Source organism: Saccharopolyspora shandongensis, from assembly GCF_900106995.1.
Taxonomy (GTDB): Bacteria; Actinomycetota; Actinomycetes; order Mycobacteriales; family Pseudonocardiaceae; genus Saccharopolyspora; species Saccharopolyspora shandongensis.
Genome location: NZ_FNOK01000063.1, coordinates 30863 through 55847, shown reverse-complemented (window position 1 = coordinate 55847; position 24985 = coordinate 30863). Strand labels below are relative to the sequence as shown.

The window sequence follows — 24985 nt, the reverse complement described above, 5'->3', positions numbered from 1 at the left end:
CGCCCCGAGCGATCGCAGCTCGTCGCGGAGCTGTGCCGCGCCCGGTGCGGCTGGACCTTGGCGGCTGGCCAGGAGGAGGTGTGCGGGGTGTTGTGCGGCGAGGTGGCGGGCGAGAACGGTGCCGAGTGAGCCGGTGCCGCCGGTGATGAGGATGGTGCCGTGTGGATCGGGCGTGGTCGGGATGGTGAGTGCGAGTTTGCCGGTGTGGCGGGCGTTGCTGAGGTGGCGGAAGGCTTCCGGGGCCTGGCGGATGTCCCAGGCGGTCACCGGCAACGGGGTCAGGTCGCCGCTGGCGAACAGCGTGGTTAGGTCGCCGAGCATGGCCTGGAGGTGTGTCGGGTCGGCCTCGGTGAGGTCGAAGGCGTGGTAGCGCAGTCCGGGGTGTTCGGCGGGGTCGCGGGGGTCGGTCTTGCCGAGTTCGATGAAGTGCCCGCCGGGTGTGAGGAGGTCGAGCGAGGCGTCGAGGAGGTCTCCGGTGAGCGAGTTCAGGACGACGTCGACCGGCGGGAACTGCGTGGCGAAGTCCGGGGTTCGGGACGAGGCGATGTGGTCGTCGGGGATTCCGAGTTCTCGCAGGGTTTCCCATTTGCTGGGGTGGGCGGTGGCGTAGATGTCGGCGCCGTAGTGCTGGAGCAGCTGGATGGCGGCCATGCCGACACCGCCGGCGGCGGCGTGCACGAGCACGCGCTGCCCGGGTTGGACCTGCGCGAGGTGGTGGAGTGCGTGGTAGGCGGTCAGGAAAACCGCGGGTGTGGCGGCGGCCTGGGCGAACGTCCAGTCCTCCGGTAGGAGGGCGAGCAGCCGGTGGTCGGTGATCGCGAGCGGGCCCATCGCGCCGGGCAGGATGCCCCACACCCGGTCGCCGACCCGCAGACCGGTGACGTCGTTGGCGATCTCCGCGATGACACCGGCGCCTTCGGCGCCGAGCGGCGGGGTGCCGGGGTACATGCCGAGGGTGTTGAGGACGTCGCGGAAGTTCAGCCCCACGGCCCGCACCGCGACTCGGGCCTGACCCGCTTCCAGCGGTGCTGCGACCTGCGGGAACGAAGTGAGGTGGAGGTTGTCGATGCTGCCGCGCTCGGTCACGTCCAGCCGCCACGCACGCCCTTCCGGCGGGGTGAGAGCGACCTGGGCGCGGGTCAGCCGCGGCACGAGCATCGCGTCACCCCGCACCGCGAGCTGCCACTCGCCGTGACGCAGCGCCATGCCGACAGCGCGCCCAAGCACATCGTCGAGATCGGCGCCGAGGTCGACGTCGACGAGCAGGATGCGATCCGGGTGTTCGTTCTGCGCCACCCGCAGCAGGCCCCACAGTGGGCCGGTGACCAGGTCTGGGACCTCTCCCGGCTGCGCCGCCACCGCGTTCCGGGTCAGCAGGACCAGCCGGGTCGGGGCGAACTCCTCGCGGGCCAGCCACGACTGCACCAGATCCACGGCCTGCTGCGCCGTGCGGGCCACCGCTCCCGGCACATCGGGGTCGCACGGCTCATCGGTGCGGAAGTCGGCGACCACCACATCCGGCACCGGCTCGCGGCAGAGCTCGTCCAGGTTCGCGTCCGGCTCGATGCGCACCCACTGCGCCGGGGCGGCTTCCTCCGCGGGGCCGTGCGGTAGCCAGGAGAGGCGGAACAGTGGGTCGTGCGCCGGGGCGGTCACCGGGCGCAGGGCCAGCGAGTCGATACCGGCGACGAACCGGCCGCGGTCGTCGGCGGTGACGACCTGCAGCGCGTCGCCGGTCCGGCGCAGCCGAACCCGAAGCCGGGTGGCGCCGCGGCGCGCGCGAACTCCCTTCCAGGAGAAGGGCAATCGGAGACCGGTGTCCCAACCGATCAGGAACGCGGTGTGCAGAGCGGCGTCGAGCAGCGCCGGGTGAACGGTCCATTCGCCTCGATGGTCCTCGTCGAGGCCGACCTCGGCGTAGATGTCGTCCCCGCGTTGCCACGCGCTGTGCAGCCCTTGGAACGTGGGCCCGTACTCGAATCCATGGTCGGCCAGATCGTCGTAGAGCCCGACGACGTCGACCGGCGTTGCGCCGTGCGGCGGCCAGGTCTCGAAGACCGTTTCCTCGTCGGGGGAAGTGCCGTGTGCGACGAGCGTTCCCGTGGCGTGGCAGACCCAGTCGTCGTCGGACCGGGAGTGGATCGTGATGGCGTGGCGGCCCGGCTCGTCGCGGGCGACGACGAGGGTCAGCGTGACCTGATCGTCGTCGGACAACGTCAACGGGCTCTGCAGGACCAGCTCCTCGACCTCGTGGCCGCCGAGGTCCCCGGCCGCGTGCAGCGCCATCTCGGCGAACACCGTGCCGGGGAGGACCACTCGGCCTTGGACCACGTGCTCGGCCAGCCACGGGTGCGTCCGAGCGGAAACCCTGCCGGTGAACACGATTTCGCCGGTGCCGGGCACGTCGGTGCGGGCGGTGAGCAGCGGATGCCCGGTGGCCGTCAGGCCGAGTCCGCCGGGATCGCCGGCGGACCGGCGCGGCGACAGCCAGAAGTCCTGGTGCTGGAAGGCGTAGGTGGGCAGGTCGATGTGCCGGGGGTTCGGGAGGTGCGGCGTCCAGTCGACGGCGACGTGGTGGGTGTGCGCGAGAGCGACGTTGGCGAGCAGCTGGTGCTCGCTGTCGTGGTCCCGGCGAAGGGTCGTGATGGTGATCGCGTCGGGGTGGTCGATGTGGTGGGTGAGCGTCGGGTGCGGGCTGGGTTCGAGGTAGACGTGGTGCCCGGTGGTGTGGAGGCGGGTGATGGTGTCGTGGAAGTGCACGGTGGTGGCGAGGTTGGTGTACCAGTAGTCGGCATCCAGGGTGGTGGTGTCGAGTGCTTTGCCGGTGACGGTGGAGTGGAACGGGATTTCGGCGGGCTGTGGGGTGAGTCCGGCGAGTTGTTCTAGTAGTGGTTGTCGGAGTGTTTCGACGTGGTGGCTGTGGGAGGCGTAGTCCACCGGTAGCACGCGGGAGCGCACGCCTTGGTCGGTGAGTGCGCTGTGCAGGGTGCGGATGGCGTCGGTGTCGCCGGAGAGCACGGTGGCGGTGGGGCTGTTGATCGCGGCGACCGAGATCCGCTCGTCGAGGTGCGGTTCGAGGTCGTCGACCGAGAGTGCGGTGGAGAGCATGCTGCCGTGTCCGGCGAGGTGGGTGCGGATCAGCTGGGATCGCAGGGCGACGACACGCGCGGCTTGCTCTAGGTCGAGCGCACCTGCGATGTGTGCGGCGGCGATTTCGCCTTGGGAGTGACCGATGACGGCTGCGGGCCGGACTCCATAGGATTGCCAGACCCGGGTCAGGGAGACCATGACGGCGAACAGGGCTGGTTGGATGACATCCACCCGTTCCAAGGCATCCCCGTTGCGGAGCAGGTCGGTCACCGACCAGTCCTGGTATCGAGATAGCGCCTGATCGCACTCGTCGAGGGCCGCGGTGAACACGGGGTTGGTGTCGAGCAGTTCGCGGCCCATGCCGGGCCATTGACCGCCTTGCCCGGGGAAGACCATGACGATGCGATCGGCGCCGCGAGTGGGAATCTGCGTCGGCCGGATGATGCCCGGCGCCTCGGCGCCGCTGGCGAGATCGCGCAGGTGCTGCAGCAGATCGTGCCGGTCCTTGCCGAGGAGGACGGCGCGGTGCGCGAAGCTGCTGCGCTTACTCAGGGCGGCCCCGACATCCACCGGATCCCAGGCGGCCTGACCGCTGAGGTGCGCGTGCAAGCGCTTCGCGTGCGCTGCGAGAGCCTCCGGTGTCTTGGCGGAAACCACCCACGGAACCAATGCACTACCGACGTCCTGGGATTCAAGACTGTCCCTTGTGGACTTATGGTCGGGTGCTGGCTGTTCCAGGATGACGTGGGCGTTCGTGCCTGAGACGCCGAAGGACGACACGGCGGCCCGGCGAGGCCGGTCGACATCCGGCCAGGGCTGCGGCCGCGAAAGGAGAGCGACGGTGCCGTCGCTCCAGTCGACGTGCGTCGAAGGCGTCTCGGCGTGCAGCGTGGCGGGCAGTTCGTCGTGGTGGAGCGCCTGGACCATCTTGATGATCCCGGCGACGCCTGCGGCGGCCTGGGTGTGGCCGATGTTGGACTTCAGCGACCCCAGCCACAACGGGCGGTCGGTGGTGCGGTGTCGGCCGTAGGCGGCGAGAAGCGCCTGCGCCTCGATCGGATCGCCAAGCGCCGTCCCGGTTCCGTGCGCTTCGACGGTGTCGATGTCGCCTGGGGCGAGCCCGGCGTTGGCGAGCGCCTGCTCGATGACGCGTTCCTGGGAAGGCCCGTTGGGTGCGGTGAGGCCGTTGCTGGCGCCATCCTGGTTCACCGCGCTGCCGCGCACCACCGCGAGGACGCGGTGTCCGTTGCGTTCGGCGTCGGAGAGTCGTTCCAGCACCACCACGCCGACACCCTCGGAGAACACCGTGCCGTCCGCGCCGGATCCAAAGGCCTTGCACCTGCCGTCCCGCGCCACGCCCCGCTGGCGGCTGAACTCCAGGAAGATGCCGGGCGTGGCCATCACGGTCGCGCCCCCGGCCAGGGCCAGGCCCGATTCGCAGGACCGCAGCGACTGGCACGCCAGGTGCATCGCCACCAGCGACGACGAGCACGCGGTGTCCACCGTGACAGCCGGGCCTTCCAGGCCGAGCGCGTAGGAGATGCGGCCCGACATGACGCTCGCGGTGTTCCCGGTCGCGACGAACCCCTCGAACTGCTCGTGGTCCTGGCGCAGCACGGCCGCGTAGTCCTGGCCGTTGGTGCCGGTGAACACGCCGGCGTTCGCGCCGCGGAGGGAGTCGGGGTCGATCCCGGCGTTCTCGACCGCTTCCCAGGTGGTTTCGAGCAGCAGGCGCTGCTGCGGGTCCATGGCGAGGGCTTCGCGCGGGCTGATGTTGAAGAAGGCCGCGTCGAATCCCGCCGGGTTGTCGAGGAATCCGCCGTGCCGCGAGTACGACTTCCCGACGGCGTCGGGGTCCGGGTCGAAGAGGTCGTCCAGGTTCCAGCCGCGGTTGGTGGGGAACCCGGTGATCGCGTCGGTGCCGGAACTGACCAGGTCCCACAGGTGCTCGGGCGTGTTCACGCGGCCGGGGAAGTGGCATGCCATGCCGACGATCGCGATCGGCTCGTCCGCCACGACCGCCCGCGCCGCCTGAACAGTCGAGTGTGGACTGTCGGGAGCCAGCTGGGACAGGACGAAGGTGGCCAGCTGGGCCGGTGTGGGGTGGTCGTAGATGAGGGTGGTGGGGAGGGGGACCTGGGTGGTGGCGGTGAGCTGGTTGCGGAGCTGGATCGCGGTGACGGAGTCGTAGCCGAGCTGGTGGAAGGTGTGGTGGCTGGGGATGGCGTTGGGGTCGGGGTGGTTGAGGATCTCGGCGGTGTGGTGGGTGATGTGGTCGAGCAGGTGGGCGTGTCGCTGCTGCTGCGGGAGCCCGTCGAGCTCTTGGCGGAACGTCGTGGTGGGGCGGGTGTCCTCGGTGGCGGGCGCGAACTGCGCGAGGAGCGGGCTGGGGCGGGTCGCGGTGTAGGCGTCGTGGAACCGGTCCCAGTTCACATCGGTGATGATCTGCGCGGTGTGCCGGTGCGTGAGGGCCGTGTGGAGGGCCCGCAGCGCGGTCTCGGGCGCCATGGGCTGGATGCCGTGGCGGATACCGGTGTTGTGGATCTCGCCCATGCCCTGGTCGTGCCACAGGCCCCAGTTGATGCCGATCGTGTTGTGGCGGTGGTGTTCGACGAACGCGGTGAGGTAGGCGTGCGCGGGCGAGTAGTTGCCCTGCCCGGGGGCTCCGAACGTGGCGGCGATGGAGGAGAACAGGACGATCAGCGGGTCCTGGTGCCGGGTCAGTTCGTGGAGGTGGGCGGTGCTGTCGATGCGGTGGCGGAGGATGTGCGCGATCTGCTCGGGCCGGATGGTGTTGATGGTGGCGTCGTCGAGGGTGCCCGCGGTGTGGAACACCGCTGACAGCGGGAACTCCTCTGGCACGGATCCGAGCAGCTCCGCCACGTCGGCGCGATCGGTGACGTCGCAGCCGGCGATCGTGACGCGGCTGCCCAGTCCGGCCAGTTCCTCCCGGAGTTCCAGCGCGCCGGGCGCGTTCTCGCCGCGGCGGCTGGCGAGCACGATGTTCGGGGCGCCGAGCCGGGCCAGCCAGCGGGCTACCTGGCTTCCGATGCCGCCCGTGCCGCCGGTGACCAGGGTGGTGCCGGTCGGCTTCCAGGGCGCGGTGCCGGTGCTGGGTTTGGGGGTGCGGGCGAGCCGTGCGGCGTGGGTGCCGGTGGGGCGGATGGCGGCTTGGTCCTGGGTCCGGTCGTGGAGGAGCGCGGCGAGTCGGGTGGCGGTGCGGTGATCGGGCGTGTGGGGGAGGTCGATGAGCCCGCCCCAGCGGTGGGGGTGTTCGAGCGCGGTGACGCGGCCGAGCCCCCAGACCGTGCTGTGCGCGGGGTGGGTGAGCGGGTCGTGCGGGCCGGTGGTGACGGCGCCCCGGGTGAGGCACCACAGCGGCGCGGAGATGTCGAGGTCGCCCAGGGCCTGGATGAGCGCCACGGTGGACGTGACCGCGCGAACGGCGGTTTCCGCCGTTGTGTCCTCTGTGGATGAATCGTCGGGCACGGCGAGGAGCGAGATGATCCCGGCCGGTGGTGCGGCGAGTTCGCGGTGGATGAGCTCCGCGAAGGCGTCGCGGTCGAGCGGTTCGACGGTGTCGAGGACCAGTTCTCGTGCGTGCGCGCCGTGGGCGTTGATCGCTTCGGTCACGACTTGCGTTCGCGCCGCATCGGGCGGCGTGATGATGAGCCAGGTGCCGGTGAGGGTCGCGGCGGGCGGTTCCGGGAGCGCTTCCCAGGTGATGTCGTAGCGCCAGTTGTGGGCCGTGGTGTCGTGCCGCTGCTGGTCTCGCCAGGCGACGAGTGCGGGCAGCACGTCGCGGAGCGGGGTGGTCTCGTCGACGTCGAGGGCGGCGGCGAGTGCGGTTGCGTCGCGACTCTCGACGGTTTCCCAGAACCCGGTGTCGTCCTCCGCTTCCGCTGCGTGGTCGGCGGCCGGTTCGAGCCAGAAGCGCTCCCGCTGGAAGGGATACGTGGGAAGCGCGACGCGTTCACGGCTGGGCACGACCGCCTCCCAGGCGATGGGTGTGCCGTGGGCCCACAGGTGAGCGGCGTTGGTGAGAAGGGTCTCCGCGCTGGGGTGATCGCGGTGGAGGCTGGTCGCGGTGACGACGTCGGCCGCCGCGGTGTTGATGTGGTGCATGAGCGTGGGCTGCGGGCTCGGCTCCAGGTAGACCCGGTGCCCGGTGGCGTGGAGCCGGGTGATGGTGTCGTGGAAGTGCACGGTGGTGGCGAGGTTGGTGTACCAGTACTCGCCGTCGAGTCCGGTGGTGTCGAGTGCTTCGCCGGTGACCGTGGAGTGGAACGGGATTTCGCCGGCCTGCGGGGTAATTCCGGCGAGTTGTTCCAAGAGCGGTTGCCGGAGGTTCTGGACGTGGTGGCTGTGGGAGGCGTAGTCCACGGGCAGCAGCCGCGAACGGATGCCCTCGTTCGTCAGCGTGGCGTGGAGGCCGTGGATGGCGTCGGTGTCGCCGGAGAGCACGGTGGCGGTGGGGCTGTTGATCGCGGCCACCGAGACCCGCTCGTCGAGATGGGGCTTGAGGTCGTCGAGGGGCAACGGGGCGGAGAGCATGCTGCCGTGTCCGGCTAGATGCGTGTGGATGAGTTGGGATCGCAGGGCGACGATGCGGGCGGCTTGGTCGAGGTCGAGCGCGCCCGCGATGTGTGCGGCGGCGATCTCTCCTTGGGAGTGGCCGACGACGGCTGCGGGCTGAACCCCGAGCGCCTGCCACAGCCGGGCGAGGGAGACCATGACGGCGAACAGCGCCGGTTGGACGATGTCGACGCGCTTCAGGGAGCCTCCGTTGCGGAGCAGGTCGGCGACCGACCAGTCCTGGAACCGGGACAGCGCCTGATCGCATTCGGCCAGGGCGGCGGCGAAGACCGGGCTGGTGTCGAGCAGTTCCCGGCCCATGCCGGACCACTGGCCGCCCTGGCCGGGGAAGACCAGCACCACGCGGTCGGCATCGGCCGCCACCGGGTCCGCGTTGCGCACCAGGCGCGGCGACGATTCGCCCCCGGCGAGCGCGTGCAGCCGGGCCGGGAACTCGTCGACGCTGCCGCCGAGCACCACGGCGCGGTACTCGAACGCGGCCCGGGCGGTGGCCAGCGACCACGCCACATCCGATGGATTCCAGTCGCCCCGATCGCGGAGGTGGGTGTGCAGGCGCGCGGCCTGGTCGCGCAGCGCGTCCGGTGTCTTGGCGGAAATCACCCACGGCACCAGCGCATCGCCGATCCTGTCCGCGAACACGACCTCGCCGGTTGTGTCCTTTGTGGACTCGACGCCTCGCGCCGGTTGTTCGAGGATGAGGTGCGCGTTGGTGCCGGAAACGCCGAAGGAGGACACGGCGGCGCGACGCGGCCGGTCGCTCTCCGGCCACGGCTGAGACTCGGTGAGCAGCGCGAGAGTTCCGCTGCTCCAGTCGATGTGCGGCGATGGTTCGTTGGCGTGCAGCGTGACGGGCAGTTGGTTGTGGTGGAGGGCCTGGATCATCTTGATGACGCCTGCGACGCCCGCGGCGGCTTGGGTGTGGCCGATGTTGGACTTCAGCGACCCCAGCCACAACGGTCGTTCGGCGCTGTGGTGCTGGCCGTAGGTGGCGAGCAGTGCTTGAGCCTCGATGGGATCGCCCAGCGACGTCCCGGTGCCGTGCGCTTCGACGGCGTCGACGTCGGCGGCCGTGAGCCCGGCGTTGGCCAGCGCCTGCAAGATCACGCGTTCCTGCGACGGCCCATTGGGCGCGCTGAGCCCGTTGCTGGTGCCGTCCTGGTTGACCGCACTGCCGCGGATCACGGCCAGGACCTGGTGACCGTTGCGCTGCGCGTCAGACAGCCGTTCCAGCACCACGACCCCGGCGCCTTCGGCCCAGCCGGTGCCGTCGGCGTCGGCGGAGAACGGCTTGCACCGGCCGTCCTGCGCCAGTCCGCGCTGGCGGCTGAACTCGATGAACATCCCGGGCGTCGCCATGATCGTGGCACCGCCGGCCAGCGCGAGCGCGGATTCGCCCGATCGCAGCGACTGGCACGCCAGGTGCATCGCCACCAGCGACGACGAGCAGGCGGTGTCCACGGTGACCGCTGGGCCCTCCAGGCCCAGCAGGTAGGAGATCCGGCCGGACGCGACGCTGCCCGCGTTGCCGAGGTATCCCTCCGCCTCCGGCGGCGCCTGCCCGGCGAACCGGATCCCGTAGTCCTGGTACATCAGGCCGGTGAAGACGCCGGTGGCGCTGGTGCGCAGCCCGGTCGGGTCGATGCCCGCGCGCTCCAGCGCCTCCCAGGTGGTTTCCAGCAGAAGTCGCTGCTGCGGGTCCATGGCCAGTGCTTCGCGTGGGCTGATGCCGAAGAACGCCGGGTCGAACTGGTCGGCGTCGTGCAGGAACCCGCCGTGGCGGACGTAGGACTTCCCCGACGCATCGGGATCCGGATCGAAGATCGCGTCCAGGTCCCAGCCGCGACCGGTGGGGAAACCGGAGATCGCATCGGTCCCCGAAGCCACCAGCTCCCACAGCCGTTCCGGCGAATCCACGCCGCCCGGCAGGCGGCAGGCCATGCCGACCACGGCGATCGGTTCGTCGGCGGCCGCACGCGCGACCACCGCGCGGGAACGGTGCGTGAGCAGCTCGCCGTGCAGGAACGCGGCGAGCGCACTGGGCGTGGGATGGTCGAAGACGAGGGTGGTGGGCAGCCGCAGTCCGGTGGCCGCCCCGAGCCGGTTGCGCAGCTCCACCGCGGTGAGCGAGTCGAAGCCGAGCTCGGCGAACGCGCGGTCGGCGGGAATCCCGTCCGGGCTGTCGTGGCCGAGCACGGTCGCGACGTTGTCGCGCACCAGGGCGACGAGGACGCGCACGCCGTCCTTTTCGGACATTCCGGCTAGACGTCCGGCGAGAGAGCGGGAGTTGGTGCTCCTGCGCCGGTGTGGAACCAGATCGCTCAGCAGCGGCGGAAGGGTGGACGACCGCGCCAGGGCACGCAGCGCCCCGGTGTCCAGCCGCAGCGGCACCAGAACCGGCCGCGCCGTGCCGCAGGCCGCGTCGAACAGCCGCATGCCTTCGTCGGGTTCGAGCGGGAGGACACCCGAGCGGGCCAGGCGATCCCGGTCGGCGGCGGACAGGTGCTCGGTCATGCTCTGGCCGGTGTTCCAGGTTCCCCACGCCAGGGAGTGAGCCGGAGCGCCGTGGGCGACCCGGTGCTGGGCGAGGGCGTCGAGGAAGGCGTTGGCCGCCGCGTAGTTGGCCTGACCGGGTGCGCCGAAGACCCCGGCTGCGGACGAGAACAGCACGAACATCGCCAGGTCGTGGTCGCGCGTGGCCTGGTGCAGGTGCCACGCGGCGGTGACCTTCGGTGCGAGGACGGCTGCCAGTTGCTCGGGACGCAGGGCGTGCACCGGCGCGTCGTCGAGGACACCGGCGGTGTGGATGACACCGGTGAGGGGGTGCTCGGCCGGGACGTTGCCGAGGAGCTCCCGCACGGCGTTGGCGTCGGTGAAGTCGCAGGCCGCGATGCTGACGCTCGCTCCCATGGCCTGCAGCTCGTCGTGGAGCTCGGCTGCTCCGGGCGCGGTTGGGCCCTTCCGGCTCGCCAGGAGCAGGTGCCCGGTGTGCCGGGCGGCGAGGTGGCGGGCCAGGGCGCTGCCGAGGCCTCCGGTGCCGCCCGTGATCAGAATGGTGCCGTTGCCGGGCAGCGCGACGTCGTCCTGCGGATCGACCGCAGTCAAGCGCGGAGCGACAATTGCGTTGCCACGCAAGGCGATCTGCGGTTCCTCGTGTCGCAACGCGGTTGCGATAGCCCGGTGCACCGCGTCGTCGTCACCGAGCCGATCGGTGTCGACGAGCAGGAAGCGGTCCGGGTGCTCGGTCTGCGCCGAGCGCAGCAGCCCCCACAACGCGGCGGTCGCCGGATCAGGAGCTTCGGACTCGTCGACCGCGACCGCGCCGCGGGTGAGCAGCACCAGCCGAGCGGCAGTGGTCTCGGCGCGGCTCAGGAAGTCCTGCACCGCTCCGAGGACCTGCCGGGTCAACCGCTCCACCAGCTCCGGCAGCGCTTCGCCGTCACCGGGAGCCCGGTGGTCGAGCAGGAGGAGCTCCGGGAGTTCGGCGTCGTCGACCGTTCCGGCCACGGGCGTCCAGGTGACCTGGAACAGGCCGCCCCGTGCTTCGGTCCGCACGGCGGGCAGCGGGCGCAGTGTCAACGACTCGACGGTCGCCACCAGGCGGCCGGTGTCGTCGGCGGTGCTGATCCGGATGGTGTCGGCGCCGGTGCGGGTCATGCGGACACGCGCCGGTATCGCGCCGTGCTGGTGCAGGCGCACGCTGGACCAGGAATAGGGCACTCGGGGCTCGGTGTCCTCGGCCTGGCCGACGAACGCGGTGTGGAGGGCGGCGTCGAGCAGGGCGGGATGGACCGCCCACTCGCCCGCGCCCCGGAGGGCATCGTCGGTCCCGATCTCGGCGTAGACGTGATCGCCGAGTCGCCAGGCGGTGTGGAGCCCTTGGAACGCCGGACCGTAGTCGAAGCCGTGCTCGGACAGGGCGTCGTAGAGATCGCCGATGTCGATCGGCGTCGCGCCCGGCGGCGGCCACGCGGTGAACGCATCTTCTCCTTCATCGAGCGGGGTTTCGAGAAGCGCACCCGTGGCGTGGCGTGTCCAGGAACCGTCGCTTTCGTCCCTCGAATGCAAGCTCAAGGCGGGCTCGCCGGACGCGATGGTCAGGTGCACGGTGAGCCGGCCATCCACCGGCATCACGAGCGGTGCGTGGAGGGTCAGCTCGTCGACGCCCTCGTATTCGAGCTGTGCGGCGGCATGCAGCGCCATGTCGAGGAACGCCGTGCCGGGGAGCAGGACCGTCCCATTCACCGCGTGGTCGGCCAGCCACGGGTGCGTGTCGAGCGAGACGCTGCCGGTGAACACGGTCTCCCCGGTGTCTGGCACCTCCGTGCACGCGGCGAGTAGCGGGTGACCCGTGCCCGTCAGTCCCAGCTGCGCCGGTTCGCCCGTGGCGCTCGGCGCGGTCAGCCAGAAGTCCTCGCGCTGGAAGGGATATGTCGGGAGCGCGATGTGCCGCTCGGCGGGCAGGACGTCGGCCCAGGCGATCGGCGTGCCGTGGGTCCAGAGGCGGGCGGCGTTGGCCAGGAGGGTGCCGGTGTCGGGCCGGTCGCGCTGCAGGGTGCTCGCGGTGATCGCGTCGGGGTGGTCGATGTGGTGGATGAGCGTCGGGTGCGGGCTCGGTTCGAGGTAGACCCGGTGCCCGGCGGCGTGCAGCTGGGTGATGGTGCGGTGGAAGTGCACGGTGGTGGCGAGGTTGGTGTACCAGTACTCGGCGTCGAGGCTGGTGGTGTCGAGCGCGTCGCCGGTGACGGTGGAGTGGAACGGGATTTCGCTGGGCTTCGGGGTGAGTCCGGCCAGCTTTTCCAGCAGTTGCCGTTGAAGGCCGTGGACGTGGTGGCTGTGGGAGGCGTAGTCCACCGGTAGCAGCCGCGCTCGAATGCCTCGTTCGATCAGCACCTGGTGGAGGCGGCGGATGGCGTCGGTGTCGCCGGAGAGCACGGTCGCGGTGGGGCTGTTGATCACGGCGACCGAGATCTGCTCCGGGTCGAGGTACGGCTGGAGATCGTCGACCGACAGCGCGGTGGAGAGCATGCTGCCGTGTCCGGCGAGATGAGTGTGGATCAGCTGCGACCGCAACGCGATCACCCGGGCGGCCTGGTCGAGATCGAGTGCGCCCGCGATGTGCGCGGCGGCGATCTCGCCCTGGGAATGCCCGACGACGGCGGCGGGCCGCACCCCGTAGGACTGCCACACCCGGGCCAGGGACACCATGACGGCGAACAGCGCGGGCTGGATGACATCCACTCGTTCCAGCTCGTCCTCGTTGCGGAGCAGCTCCGCGACCGACCAGTCCTGGTATCGAGATAGCGCCTGATCGCACTCGTCGAGTGCTGCGGTGAACACGGGGTTGGTGTCGAGCAACTGGCGTCCCATGCCGGGCCATTGGCCGCCTTGCCCGGGGAAGACCAGCACCACGCGGTCCGGGTCCGGTGTCGTGGCCCCGGTGCGCTGGACGATCCGGGGAGAGTCGCTGCCGCGGGTCAGGGCGTGGAGTTCGGCCAGCAGCTCGCCGCGGTCGCGCCCGAGGATCACGGCCCGGTGGTCGAGCGCGGCACGGGTGGTGGCCAGTGACCACGCCACCTTCGACGGCGTCCAGCCGGCGTCGAGCACTAGGTGGTTGTGCAGTCGTTCTGCTTGTGCCGCAAGGGATTCCGGGCTCTTTGCGGAGATCACCCACGGAACGACGTCGTCACCGGCGTCCGCGCGATCCACCACCGTGATCTCCGCGGGGGAGCCGGATTCCGAACCGTCCGGTTGTTCGAGGATGAGGTGCGCGTTGGTGCCGGAGACGCCGAAGGCGGAGACGGCGGCGCGCCGTGGCCGGTCGGCTGCCGGCCAGGGCTGGGATTCGGTGAGCAGCGCGAGATTTCCGCTGCTCCAGTCGATGTGCGGCGATGGTTCGGCGGCGTGCAAAGTCGCGGGCAGTTCGCCGTGCCGGAGGGCCTGGACCATCTTGATGACACCCGAAACACCCGCGGCGGCCTGGGTGTGGCCGATGTTGGACTTCAGCGATCCCAACCACAACGGGCGGTCGGTGGTGTGGTGCTGGCCGTAGGTGGCGAGGAGAGCCTGGGCTTCGATCGGGTCGCCCAGCGAGGTCCCGGTGCCGTGGGCCTCGACCACGTCGATGTCGGCTGGAGTGAGCCCCGAATTCGCGAGTGCCTGGTGGATGACGCGTTCCTGCGATGGCCCGTTGGGCGCGGTGAGGCCGTTGCTGGCGCCGTCCTGGTTGACTGCGCTGCCGCGAATGAGCGCCAGGATGTGGTGTCCGTTGCGTTGTGCGTCGGAGAGGCGTTCTAGCACGATGATTCCGGCGCCTTCGGCCCAGCCGGTGCCGTCGGCGTTGGCGGAGAATGCTTTGCAGCGGCCGTCTTTCGCCAGGCCGCGTTGGCGGCTGAATTCGATGAAGATTCCGGGTGATGCCATGACGGTCACTCCGCCTGCGAGGGCGAGTGTCGATTCCCCGGATCGGAGCGATTGGCAGGCGAGGTGCATGGCGACCAGGGAGGAGGAGCAGGCGGTGTCGACGGTGACCGCCGGGCCCTCCAGGCCGAAGGTGTAGGAAACACGGCCGGACGCGACGCTGCCCGCACTCCCGTTGCCGAGGAAGCCTTCCAGCTCCCCGAGCGGACGACCGGCCAGCCGGGTGGCGTAGTCCTGGTACATCATGCCCAGGAACACCCCGGCGCTGGTGCCTCGCAGCGCCTCGGGGTTGATCCCGGCGCGTTCGAGCGCTTCCCAGGTGATCTCCAGCAGCAGCCGCTGCTGCGGGTCCATCGCCAGCGCTTCGCGCGGGCTGATCCCGAAGAACGCGGCGTCGAAAGCCGCCGGGGCGGCCAGGAATCCGCCGTGCCGGGCGTACGACTTGCCGATCGCGCCCGGGTCCGGGTCGAAGAGGTCGTCCAGGTTCCAGCCGCGGTCGGCGGGGAACCCGCAGATGGCGTCGGTGCCGGAGCTCACCAGCTGCCACAGCTCGTCCGGCGAGCTCACGTTCCCGGGGAGCCGGCAGGCCATGCCGACGATCGCCACCGGTTCGGCATCGGAAGCCCGGGAGGCGACGACGGTGCGCCGGGTGCCCGTGTTCGTCAGGACGACCCGGATGTGCTCGGCCAGCCGGGCGGGAGTCGGGTGGTCGAAGACGGCGGTGGTCGGCAGGCTCAGCCCGGTGGCGGCCATGAGGCGGCTGCGCAGTTCGACGGCGGTGAGCGAGTCGAAGCCCAGCTCCAGGAACTGCTTGTCGCCCGGGATGTCCTGGCTCCCGCTGTGGCCGAGCACGGCGGCGGCCTGAGCGCGCACGAGATCCAGCACCGCGCGTGCCCGCTCCTGTTCCGGCAGGTTCGCCAGCCGGTGGATGGGCGCATCCGGCTTCCGGCGCCGCTGCGGGACCAGTTCCTGCAATAGCGGCGGAACTCCTTGGGCGCGGGCGTGGGCGCGCAGGCTCGTCATGTCGAGGCCGAGCGGCACGAGGTAGGGCAGCTGCGTGCGGCACGCGTCGTCGAACAGGCGAAGCCCCTCGTCGGGGGCGAACGCCCGCAGACCCGCGCGTTCCGCTGCTGCTTGGCCGAGTTGCCCCGCCATGCCCTCCGGCGAGGCCCACGCGCCCCACGCGAGGGACTGCGCCGGCAGGCCGTGGGCCGACCGGTACTCGGCGAGCGCGTCGAGGAAGGCGTTCGCGGCGGCGTAGTTCGCCTGCCCCGGGTTGCCGAGCACGGCGCCCGCGGAGGAGAACAGCACGAAGAGAGCGAGGTCGTGGTCGAGCGTGGCCCGGTGCAGGTTCCACGCGGCGTCCACCTTGGGCCGCAGCACCGCGGTCAGCTGCTCCTCGCGCAGGGTGTGCACGGGCGCGTCGTCGAGCACGCCCGCGGTGTGGATGACACCGGTCAGCGGCTCATCGGCCGGGATGGCGTGCAGGAGTCGGTCCAGAGCCTCGGGATCGGTGACATCGCAGGCCACGATGTCGGCCGATGCGCCCAGCTCGCGGCCGAGCGCCTCGGCTCCCGGGGCGGCAGGACCCTGCCTGCTGACGAGCAGCAGGCGCCCGGTGTGCCGGGCGGCCAGGTGCCGGGCCAGGGCGCTCCCGAGCGCTCCTGTGCCGCCGGTGATGAGGATCGTGCCGTTCGGGTCCGGTGCGGTCGCCGCGCCGGGCTCCGGTGCGGGCCGCAAGCGCGGTACGAACATCGCGCCGTCGCGGACCGCGATCTGCGGCTCGTCGTGGTGCAGCGCATCGGAGATCGCTTGCTCGACCGCCTCGTTCTCGGTCGCGGTATCCACATCGATCAGGAGGATGCGGCCGGGGTGCTCGTTCTGCGCCGGGCGCAAGAGGCCCCACACGGCCGCCGTGGCCGGATCGGGGACGTCGCCCGGGCGCACCGCCACCGCGCCCGCGGTCAGCAGTGCGAGGCGGGGGAACGAATCGTGGGCAAGCCACGACTGCACCTGGGTGAGCGCTTCGCATGTCAATCTCGTTGCAGTACAGGCGAGATCGTCGTCCGCCGACCGGAAGTCCAGGACCACGACCTCGGAGTCCGTGGCCGGCGCGTCGCCGGGCAGGTGGAACGCACACCGCTGCGCCGGGCCGGTGGAGTTCCACGTGCGCGGGGACCAGGCGAGCTGGAACAGGCTGCCCTGCCGGTCGGGATCGACCGGCACCGTCAGCGCCCGCAAGGTCAGGGACTCGATCGCGCCGACGGGCTGCCCGGTTTCGTCGGCGAGGTCGACGCGCAGGCTTTCGGGACCGGTGCGACGCAGATGCACGCGCAGCCGCGAGGCGCCGCCGCCGTGGAAGCGGACGCCGCTCCACGAGAAGGGCAGCGCGCCTTCGCCGTCCTCGGCGAGGAACGCGGTGTGCAGGGCCGCGTCCAGCAGCGCCGGGTGGATGCCCCACGTGCCCGTGCCGTGGTCCTCCGGGAGCGCGACCTCGGAGTAGAGGTCGTCGCCGAGCCGCCAGGCGGCGTGGAGACCCTGGAAGGCCGGGCCGTAGTCGAAGCCGAGGTCGGCGAGGCGGTCGTAGAGGTCGCCGACGTCGACCGGCTCCGCCTCCGCCGGCGGCCAGCTGGTGAGGTCCGGCTCCGGCGCCGGATCGAGCACCCCGAGGATTCCGGCGGCGTGGCTGGTCCACGGCCCGTCGTCGCGGCGCGAGAACACGTTCAGCGCGAAGCGGCCGGAGTCGTCCGGTTTTACGGTCAGGCGCAGCGTGACGTGGTCGTGCCGGGGAATCGGGAGAGCAGTGTGGACGGTGAGGTCCGCCAGCTCCTGGTCCAGTTCCGCGGCGGCGTGGACGGCCATGTCGAGGAAGGCCGTGCCGGGCAGCAGCGCGGTACCCCGCACGGCGTGGTCGGCCAGCCAGGGGTGGGTGTCGAGCGAGATCCGCCCGGTGAAGACGATCTCGTCGGTGTCCGGCGACTCGACGCGGGCCGGGAGCAGCGGGTGCGCGGCGGCGGTCATGCCCAGGTGCTCCGCCGCGCCACCGGGCGGCGCCTCCAGCCAGAAGCGCTGGCGTTGGAAGGCGTAGGTGGGCAGGTCGAGGACCCGGCCCTGCGGCAGCAGCGCCGCCCAGCGGGGCGACAGGCCGGTGGTGTGGGCACGGGCGAGGGCGGCGAGGTACGCGGTGGCGTCGTCGGTGCCGGCCTGCAGGGTGGCGTGCGCGGGCGTGTCGAGGGCGGACCGGGCGAGGGTGCTGAGGGTTGCGTCGGGCCCCAGTTCCAGGTGGTGCGTGACGGCGTGGTTCTCGTGCAGCCAGGTGAGCGCCGGGTGGAAGCGGACCGGCCGGCGGATCTGCCGGGCCCAGTGGTCCGGGGTGGCGATGTCGTCGGTGGGGGTTCCGGTGACGGTCGAGACGATCGGGATCGTCGGCGGGTGGTAGGTCAGCTGCTCGGCGATCAGCGCCAGCTCGTCGACGAGCGGATCGCAGTGCGCGGAGTGGAACGCCCGGCTGGTGTGCAGTTCCCGGACCGTGCGGCCCCGGCTCCGCCAGTGGTCGGCGATGGCCCGCACCGGGCCGGGGTCGCCGGAGATGACGGTGGACCGGGGCGCGTTGATCGCGGCGATGCCGACGCCGCTGCGCGGGTCGAGGAGCTCGGGATGCGCCTCGGTGAGCTCGTCCGCACCGGCCTGGATCCCGGCCATCACACCGGTGTCGGGCAGCGTGTGCATCAGCCGGGCCCGCCCGGCCAGCAGCGCCGCCGCGTCCGGCAGGGAGAACACACCGGCCAGGTGGGCGGCGGTCAGCTCGCCGACGGAATGGCCGATGAGGTGGTCCGGGGTGATGCCGTGGTGTTCCAGCAACCGGAACAGTGCCACTTGCAGCACGAACAGCGCGGGCTGTGCGACGAGCGTCTGCTCGACCTCTTCGTCCCGGCCGTGGAACACGATCTCCGACAGCGGCCGGTCCAGCCCCAGCAGCGGGTCCAGCTGCGCACACGCCTCGTCCCAGGCCTGTGCGAACACCGGGAACGCCTCGTGGAGACCTCGGCCCATGCCGGGCCGCTGGCTTCCCTGGCCCGACAACAACATCGCGGCGCTCGGATCACCCACCGCGGTACCGCGCACCACGCCGGGGCCTTCTCCGGCGCGGGCGATGGACTCCAACCCGGCCAGCAGCTCCTCGTGGTCGCTGCCCAGGACCGCTGCGCGGCAGTCGAAGCTCGCCCGTGAGCTTAGCGACGAGCCGACCGCCTGCGGTGTCCAGTCGGTGTCCTCGCGGAGGCGGGCGAGCAGCCGCGCCGCCTGATCCTGGAGCGCTTCGGGGCTCTGCGCGGAGACGATCCACGGAACAGCAAGCGACGATTCGTCCTGTGTGGACTCTGCTGTCGGCGCCTGCTCGATGATGAGGTGGGCGTTGGTGCCGGAGACGCCGAAGGAGGACACGGCGGCGCGTCGCGGCCGGTCGCCTTCGGGCCAGGGCCGGGCTTCGGTGAGCAGCGCGACGCTGCCGCTGTTCCAGTCGACGTGCGGTGAGGGTTCGTCGGCGTGCAGCGTGGCGGGCAGTTCTTCGTGGTGCAGGGCTTGGATCATCTTGATGACGCCCGCGACGCCCGCGGCGGCCTGGCTGTGGCCGATGTTGGACTTCAACGACCCCAGCCACAGGGGCTGCTCGGCGGTGTGGTCCTGGCCGTAGGTGGCCAGTAGCGCTTGGGCCTCGACGGGATCACCCAACGACGTCCCGGTGCCGTGCGCTTCGACCACGTCGACATCGGCCGGGGTGAGTCCGGCGTTGGCGAGTGCTTGCAGGATGACGCGTTCCTGCGATGGCCCGTTGGGTGCGGTCAGGCCGTTGCTGGCGCCGTCCTGGTTCACCGCGCTACCGCGCACCACCGCGAGCACGCGGTGGCCGTTTCGCCGGGCGTCGGAGAGCCGCTCCAGCACCACGACGCCTGCGCCTTCGGCCCAGCTCGTCCCGTCCGCAGCTGCGGAGAAGGACTTGCAACGGCCGTCCTGCGCGAGCCCGCGCTGACGGCTGAACTCCACGAACACCGTCGGCGTGGACATGACCGTGGCGCCGCCCGCCAGGGCCAGCGTCGACTCGCCGGCGCGGAGGGACTGGCAGGCCAGGTGGATCGTGACGAGCGACGACGAGCAGGCGGTGTCGACGGTGATGGCCGGGCCCTGCAGCCCGAAGGTGTAGGCGATGCGGCCGGAGGCGATGCTGCCCGCGCTGCCGTTGCCCACGTAGCCCTCGAACTCCGGCGGGATGCGGTGGACCAGCCGCGCCCCGTAGTCCTGGTACATGATCCCGGTGAACACGCCGGTGCTGGTGGTGCGGAGGGCATGGGGGTCGATTCCCGCGCTTTCGAGCGCCTCCCAGGATGTTTCGAGCAGCAGCCGCTGTTGCGGGTCGATCGCGGCGGCTTCGCGAGGGCTGATGTTGAAGGGCGTGGGGTCGAACTGGTCGGCCTCGTGGAGGAATCCGCCGTGCCGGGTGTAGCTGGTGCCGGGGTTGTCCGGGTCGGCGTCGAAGAGGGTGGCGAGGTTCCAGCCGCGGTTGGTGGGGAAGCCGGTGATGGCGTCGGTGCCGGCGGCGACCAGCTGCCACAGCTCGTCCGGCGAGTGCACCCCGCCGGGCAGGCGGCACGCCATGCCGACGATCGCGATGGGCTCGTCGGTGGCGGCGGTGCGAGCCGGTGCGGCGGCGGCCTGCCGGGCCTGGGGGACGAGCTGGCGGTCGAGGTAGGTGGCGAGCGCTTCCGGGGTGGGGTGGTCGAAGGCGAGGGTGGTGGGGAGTTGCAGGCCGGACGCGGTGGCGAGCCGGTTGCGCAGCTCGACCGAGGTGAGGGAGTCGAATCCGAGGTCCAGGAACGGGCCGTCGGCGGGGATCGCGGCGGCGCCGGCATGGCCCAGCACCGCAGCCGCCTGCGTCCGGACCAGATCCAGCAGGGCCCTGTGCCGCTGCCGGTCGGGCAGAGCCGCGAGTTGCTGGGTGAGGGCGCCGGATTGGCCGGCGGTGCGCCGGGACACCAGCTCGCCGAACAGCGGCGGGAGGGAAGCCGAGCGCGAGTAGCGCCTGAGCGCCGCGCGGTCCAGGTCCAGGGGCACCGGATTCGGCCGGGCAGAACGCAATGCGCTGTCGAACAGCGCGAGGCCGTCGGCCTCCGCCAGCGGCATGACCCCGGCGCGGGTGAGGCGCTCCACGTCGCCCCGGTCCAAGCCGCTCGTCATGCCGTCGCTGGTGTCCCAGGGGCCCCAGGCGAGGGAATGCGCGGGCTGGCCGTTGGCGTGGCGGTGTTGGGCGAGGGCGTCGAGGAAGGTGTTGGCGGCGGCGTAGTTGGCCTGGCCGGGGTTGCCGAAGATCCCCGCGATGGAGGAGTAGAGGACGAAGAATTCCAGTTCGTGTTGCTGCGTGGCGAGATGGAGGTTCCAAGCCGAGTCCACTTTGGATTTCAGAACGGCAGCGAGCTGTTCGGACGTGAGCGCGTGGACGGGGCTGTCGTCGAGAACTCCGGCGGTTTGGACGACGCCGGTCAGCGGTCGCTCGGCGGGGATGCTGTCGATCAGTTCGGAGAGCCGGTGCGGGTCGGTGACGTCGCAGGCGGCGATGGTGACCCTGGATCCGAGCTCGTCGCGCAGGGCGTCGGCGTTGGGTGCGGCCGGGCCTTGGCGGCTCGTCAGGAGGAGGTGGCAGTCGGGGTGCTGCGCGGCGAGATGCCGGGCCAATGCGCTGCCGAGGGCGCCGGTACCGCCGGTGATGAGCACGGTCCCGCCGGAGAACTCCACCGAGCCGGTCGCCGGTGCCGAGGCCGTCAACCGCGGCACGAACACCGCGTCGCCTCGCGCGGCGAGTTGCGGTTCGTCGTGAGTCACGGCCGTGGCGATCAACCGCTCGACGGCGTCGGCGTCGGCATCGACGTCGATCAGCAGGATCCGGCCCGGATGCTCGGACTGCGCGGACCGCAGCAGCCCCCACAACGGCGCGGTCCCCAGATCCGGCGTCTCCTCGGCGCTGACGGCGACCGCTCGATCGGTGAGCACCACCAGCAGCCGGCCGGACGTTTCGCCCTCGCGCAGCCAGTTCTGCACGCGGATCAGCAGCTCGTCGGCCAGCCGCCCGGCCAGTGCCGGGACGTCTTCGTCCGCGTCGGCCCCGGCGCGCCGGTAGTCGAGCAGCACGACATCGGCGTCGAGGTCGGCCGCCCGGTCGTCGGCGATCGGCAGCCAGTCGAGCTCGAACAGGCGGCCCGATTCGGCGCGCCGCGGCGCTCCGGCCAACTGCCGCAGGGTCAGCGACTCGACCATCACCACCGGATGCCCTGCGTCGTCCGCGGCCGTGATCCGCACCGCGTCGGCGCCGATGCGGGACGTCCACACCCGCAACCGCGACGGGCACCGGCCGTGCAGCCGGACGTCCGCCCACGAGAACGGCAGCCGGATCCGGTCGTCGTCGCCGCTCCAGTCCAGCAGGAACGTGGTGTGCAGGACCCCGTCGAACAGAGCCGGGTGCACCGCCCACTCCCGGGTGTCGTGCTGCTCGGGGAGGTCGACCTCGGCGAAGACCTCGCCATCGCGTTCCCAGGCGGCGTGCAGCCCCCGGAAGGCCGGGCCGTAGTCGAAGCCCAGGTCGGTCAGCCGGTCGTAGAGATCCGCGGTGTCAACGGGAATCGCGCCTTCCGGCGGCCACGATGCGAACGCGTCCGCATGCGAGGCGTCGTCGGGCACGAGGGTGCCGGTGGCGTGGCGCGTCCAGAACTCCTCGGGCTGCACCTCGTCGGCCGAGACGTCCTGCGACCGGCAGTAGAGGGTGAACGTCCGCCGGCCGGAGTCGCCGTCGGCGGTGATGGCCGTGTGCAGCGCGACGTGCCCGTGGTCGGGCAGCGCGAGCGGCGCGTGGATGCTCAGGTCGGCGAGCCGGCACCCGACCTGCGCGGCGGCGTGGAGCGCCATGTCGAGGAACGCGGTGCCGGGGAGCAGGACGTTGTTCTGAACGGTGTGGTCGGCGAGCCAGGGGTGGGTGTCGAGCGAGATCCGCCCGGTGAGGATGGTTTCGCCGGTGTGGGGCGTGGTGATCCGTGCGCTGAGGAAAGGATGGCCGGTGGTGGCCATGCCGAGCTGTTCGGGACGCTCGGTGGTCGGCGGATTGAGCCAGAAGCGCTGGTGCTGGAACGCGTAGGTCGGCAGGTCGAGCGTCCGAGCCGGTGGCAGGAGCGCGGCCCAGCCGGGGCTGAGCCCGGTGGTGTGCGCCCTGGCGAGCGCGGTGAGGTACGCGGTGGTGTCGTCGGTGCCGGGATTCAGCGTGGCGTAGCCCGGTGTGTCGTGGGCGGTGCCCGCCAGCGTGGTGAGGGTGGTATCGGGCCCGAGCTCCAGGTGGTGGGTGACGTTGTGCTTCTGGTGGAGCCAGGAGAGAGCGGGCGCGAAGCGCACGGCTTGGCGCACCTGGCGGGCCCAGTAAGCGGGTGTGGTGAGGTCGTCGGTGGGGGTTCCGGTGACGGTGGAGATGATCGGGATCTTCGGCGTGCGGTAGGTCAGCTGGTCGGCGGTGCGTTCCAGCTCGTCGAGGATGGGCTCGCAGTGGGGTGAGTGGAACGCTCTGCTGGTGTGCAGTTCGCGGGTGGTGCGGCCCTGGTTTCGCCAGTGCTCGGCGATGGCGTGCACGGGATCGGGTTCGCCGGAGACCACTGTGGACTGGGGGCTGTTGATGGCGGCGATGGAAACGTCGCTCTGTGGGTCCAGGAGTTCGGGATGTGTCTCGGTGAGTTCTTGTTCGCTTGCGTTGATGCTGGTCATGGCGCCGTGTGCGGGGAGGGTTTGCATCAGGCGGGCTCGGGTGGCTAGCAGTGTTGCGGCATCAGTCAGGTCGAGGACTCCGGCGAGGTGGGCGGCGGTGAGTTCGCCGATGGAGTGGCCGATGAGGTAGTCGGGGGTGATGCCGTGGTGTTCGAGCAGTCGGAACAAGGCGATCTGTAGCGCGAACAGTGCGGGTTGTGCGATGAGTGTCTGCTTGACTTCGGTGTCTTGGCCGTGGAAGACGATGTCGGTGAGCGGCCGGTCCAGTCCGAGCAGCGGGTCCAGATGCGCGCATGCTTCGTCCCAGGCTTGGGCGAAGACGGGGAATGCCTCGTACAGTCCGCGGCCCATCCCCGGGCGCTGGCTGCCCTGCCCGGAAAGAAGCATGGCCACGCGGCTGCGGCGGCTGCTTGCCAGGCCGCGGATGATGCCGTCCCGGCCTCGCGCCAGATCATCGAGGCCGGACAGCATTTCCCGGCGATCACCGACGATCGCGGCGCGGTGCGGGAAGTGGGTGCGGGTGGTGGCCAGCGACCGGGCCACCTCGGCGGGCGCCCAGCCATCCCTTTCGCTGAGGCCGGCAAGCAGGCGTTCTGCTTGCGATGCAAGAGCTTCCGGCGTCTTCGCGGAGATCACCCACGGCACCGGACCATCGGCTTTCCCTCCGGCGACCCCGATCTCGGTGTCTTGAGGTGGTGCCTGTTCGAGGACGAGGTGGGCGTTGGTGCCCGAAACGCCGAAGGAGGAGACGGCGGCGCGACGCGGCCGTTCGACCTCGGGCCATGCCTGCGGCTCGGTGAGCAGCGCGAGGCTGCCGCTGCTCCAGTCGACGTGGGGCGAGGGCTCCTCGGCGTGCAGGGTGGAAGGCAGCTGTCCGCGCTGGAGGGCCTGCACCATCTTGATGACGCCCGCCACCCCGGAGGCGGCCTGGGTGTGGCCGATGTTGGACTTCAACGATGCCAGCCACACCGGTCGCTCGGCGCTGTGGTGCTGGCCGTAGGTCGCCAGCAGCGCCTGCGCCTCGATCGGATCGCCCAACGACGTTCCGGTGCCGTGGGCTTCGACGGCGTCGACATCGGCCGGGGTGAGTCCGGCGTTGGCGAGTGCTTGCAGGATGACGCGTTCCTGCGACGGGCCGTTGGGTGCAGTGAGGCCGTTGCTGGCGCCGTCCTGGTTTACGGCACTGCCGCGAACCACCGCGAGAACGTGGTGGCCGTTGCGCACGGCTTCCGACAGCCGTTCCAGCACGACGATGCCGACGCCTTCGGCCCAGCTCGTGCCGTCGGCCTCGGCGGAGAACGCCTTGCAGCGTCCGTCTTTCGCCAGCCCGCGCTGGCGGCTGAACTCGATGAACGGGGTCGGCGTCGCCATGATCGTGACGCCGCCCGCCAGCGCGAGGGTCGATTCGCCCGACCGCAGCGACTGGCAGGCGAGGTGCATCGCCACCAGCGACGATGAGCACGCGGTGTCCACTGTGACCGCCGGGCCTTCCAGCCCGAGGGTGTAGGACACGCGGCCGGAGGCGATGCTGCCCGCGCTGCCGTGACCGAGGTACCCCTCGAACTCCTCCGGGATGCACAGCGCGAGGCGACCACCGTAATCCTGGTAGTTCACGCCGGCGAACACACCGGTCCGACTGCCCTGCAGCGCCGCCGGCGCGATCCCGGCGTGCTCCAGGGCTTCCCACGACGTCTCCAGCAGCAGCCGCTGCTGCGGGTCGATCGCCACCGCCTCGCGGGGGCTGATGCCGAAGAACGCGGGGTCGAACTCGTCGGCCTCGTGCAGGAATCCGCCGTGGCGGGCGTAGGACTTCCCGGGAACATCGGGATCGGGGTCGAACAGCGCGTCCAGGTCCCAGCCGCGGTTGACCGGGAAGCCGGAGATCGCGTCCACGCCGGAGCTCACCAGCCGCCAGAGCTGCTCGGGCGAGCGGACGCCGCCCGGCAGCCGGCACGCCATGCCGACGATCGCGACCGGCTCCTTGGCCGCCGCGGTGAACTTCTGGTGCTGTTGGCGCAGCGACTCGTTCTCCTTGAGCGACAGCCGCAGCGCTTCGACGAGCTTGTCCCGTGAGGTTTCCATTTCGGTCCCT

Annotated in this window: 1 protein-coding gene; it reads right to left on the bottom strand. The window is 71.2% G+C overall.

Annotation, left to right across the window (positions count from 1 at the left end; genetic code table 11):
- Positions 1–24975 (bottom strand): type I polyketide synthase (locus BLW84_RS49590; RefSeq protein ID WP_245761693.1); only part of this gene is annotated, 24975 nt, incomplete at its 3' end.
- Positions 24976–24985: the final 10 nt, after the last annotated feature.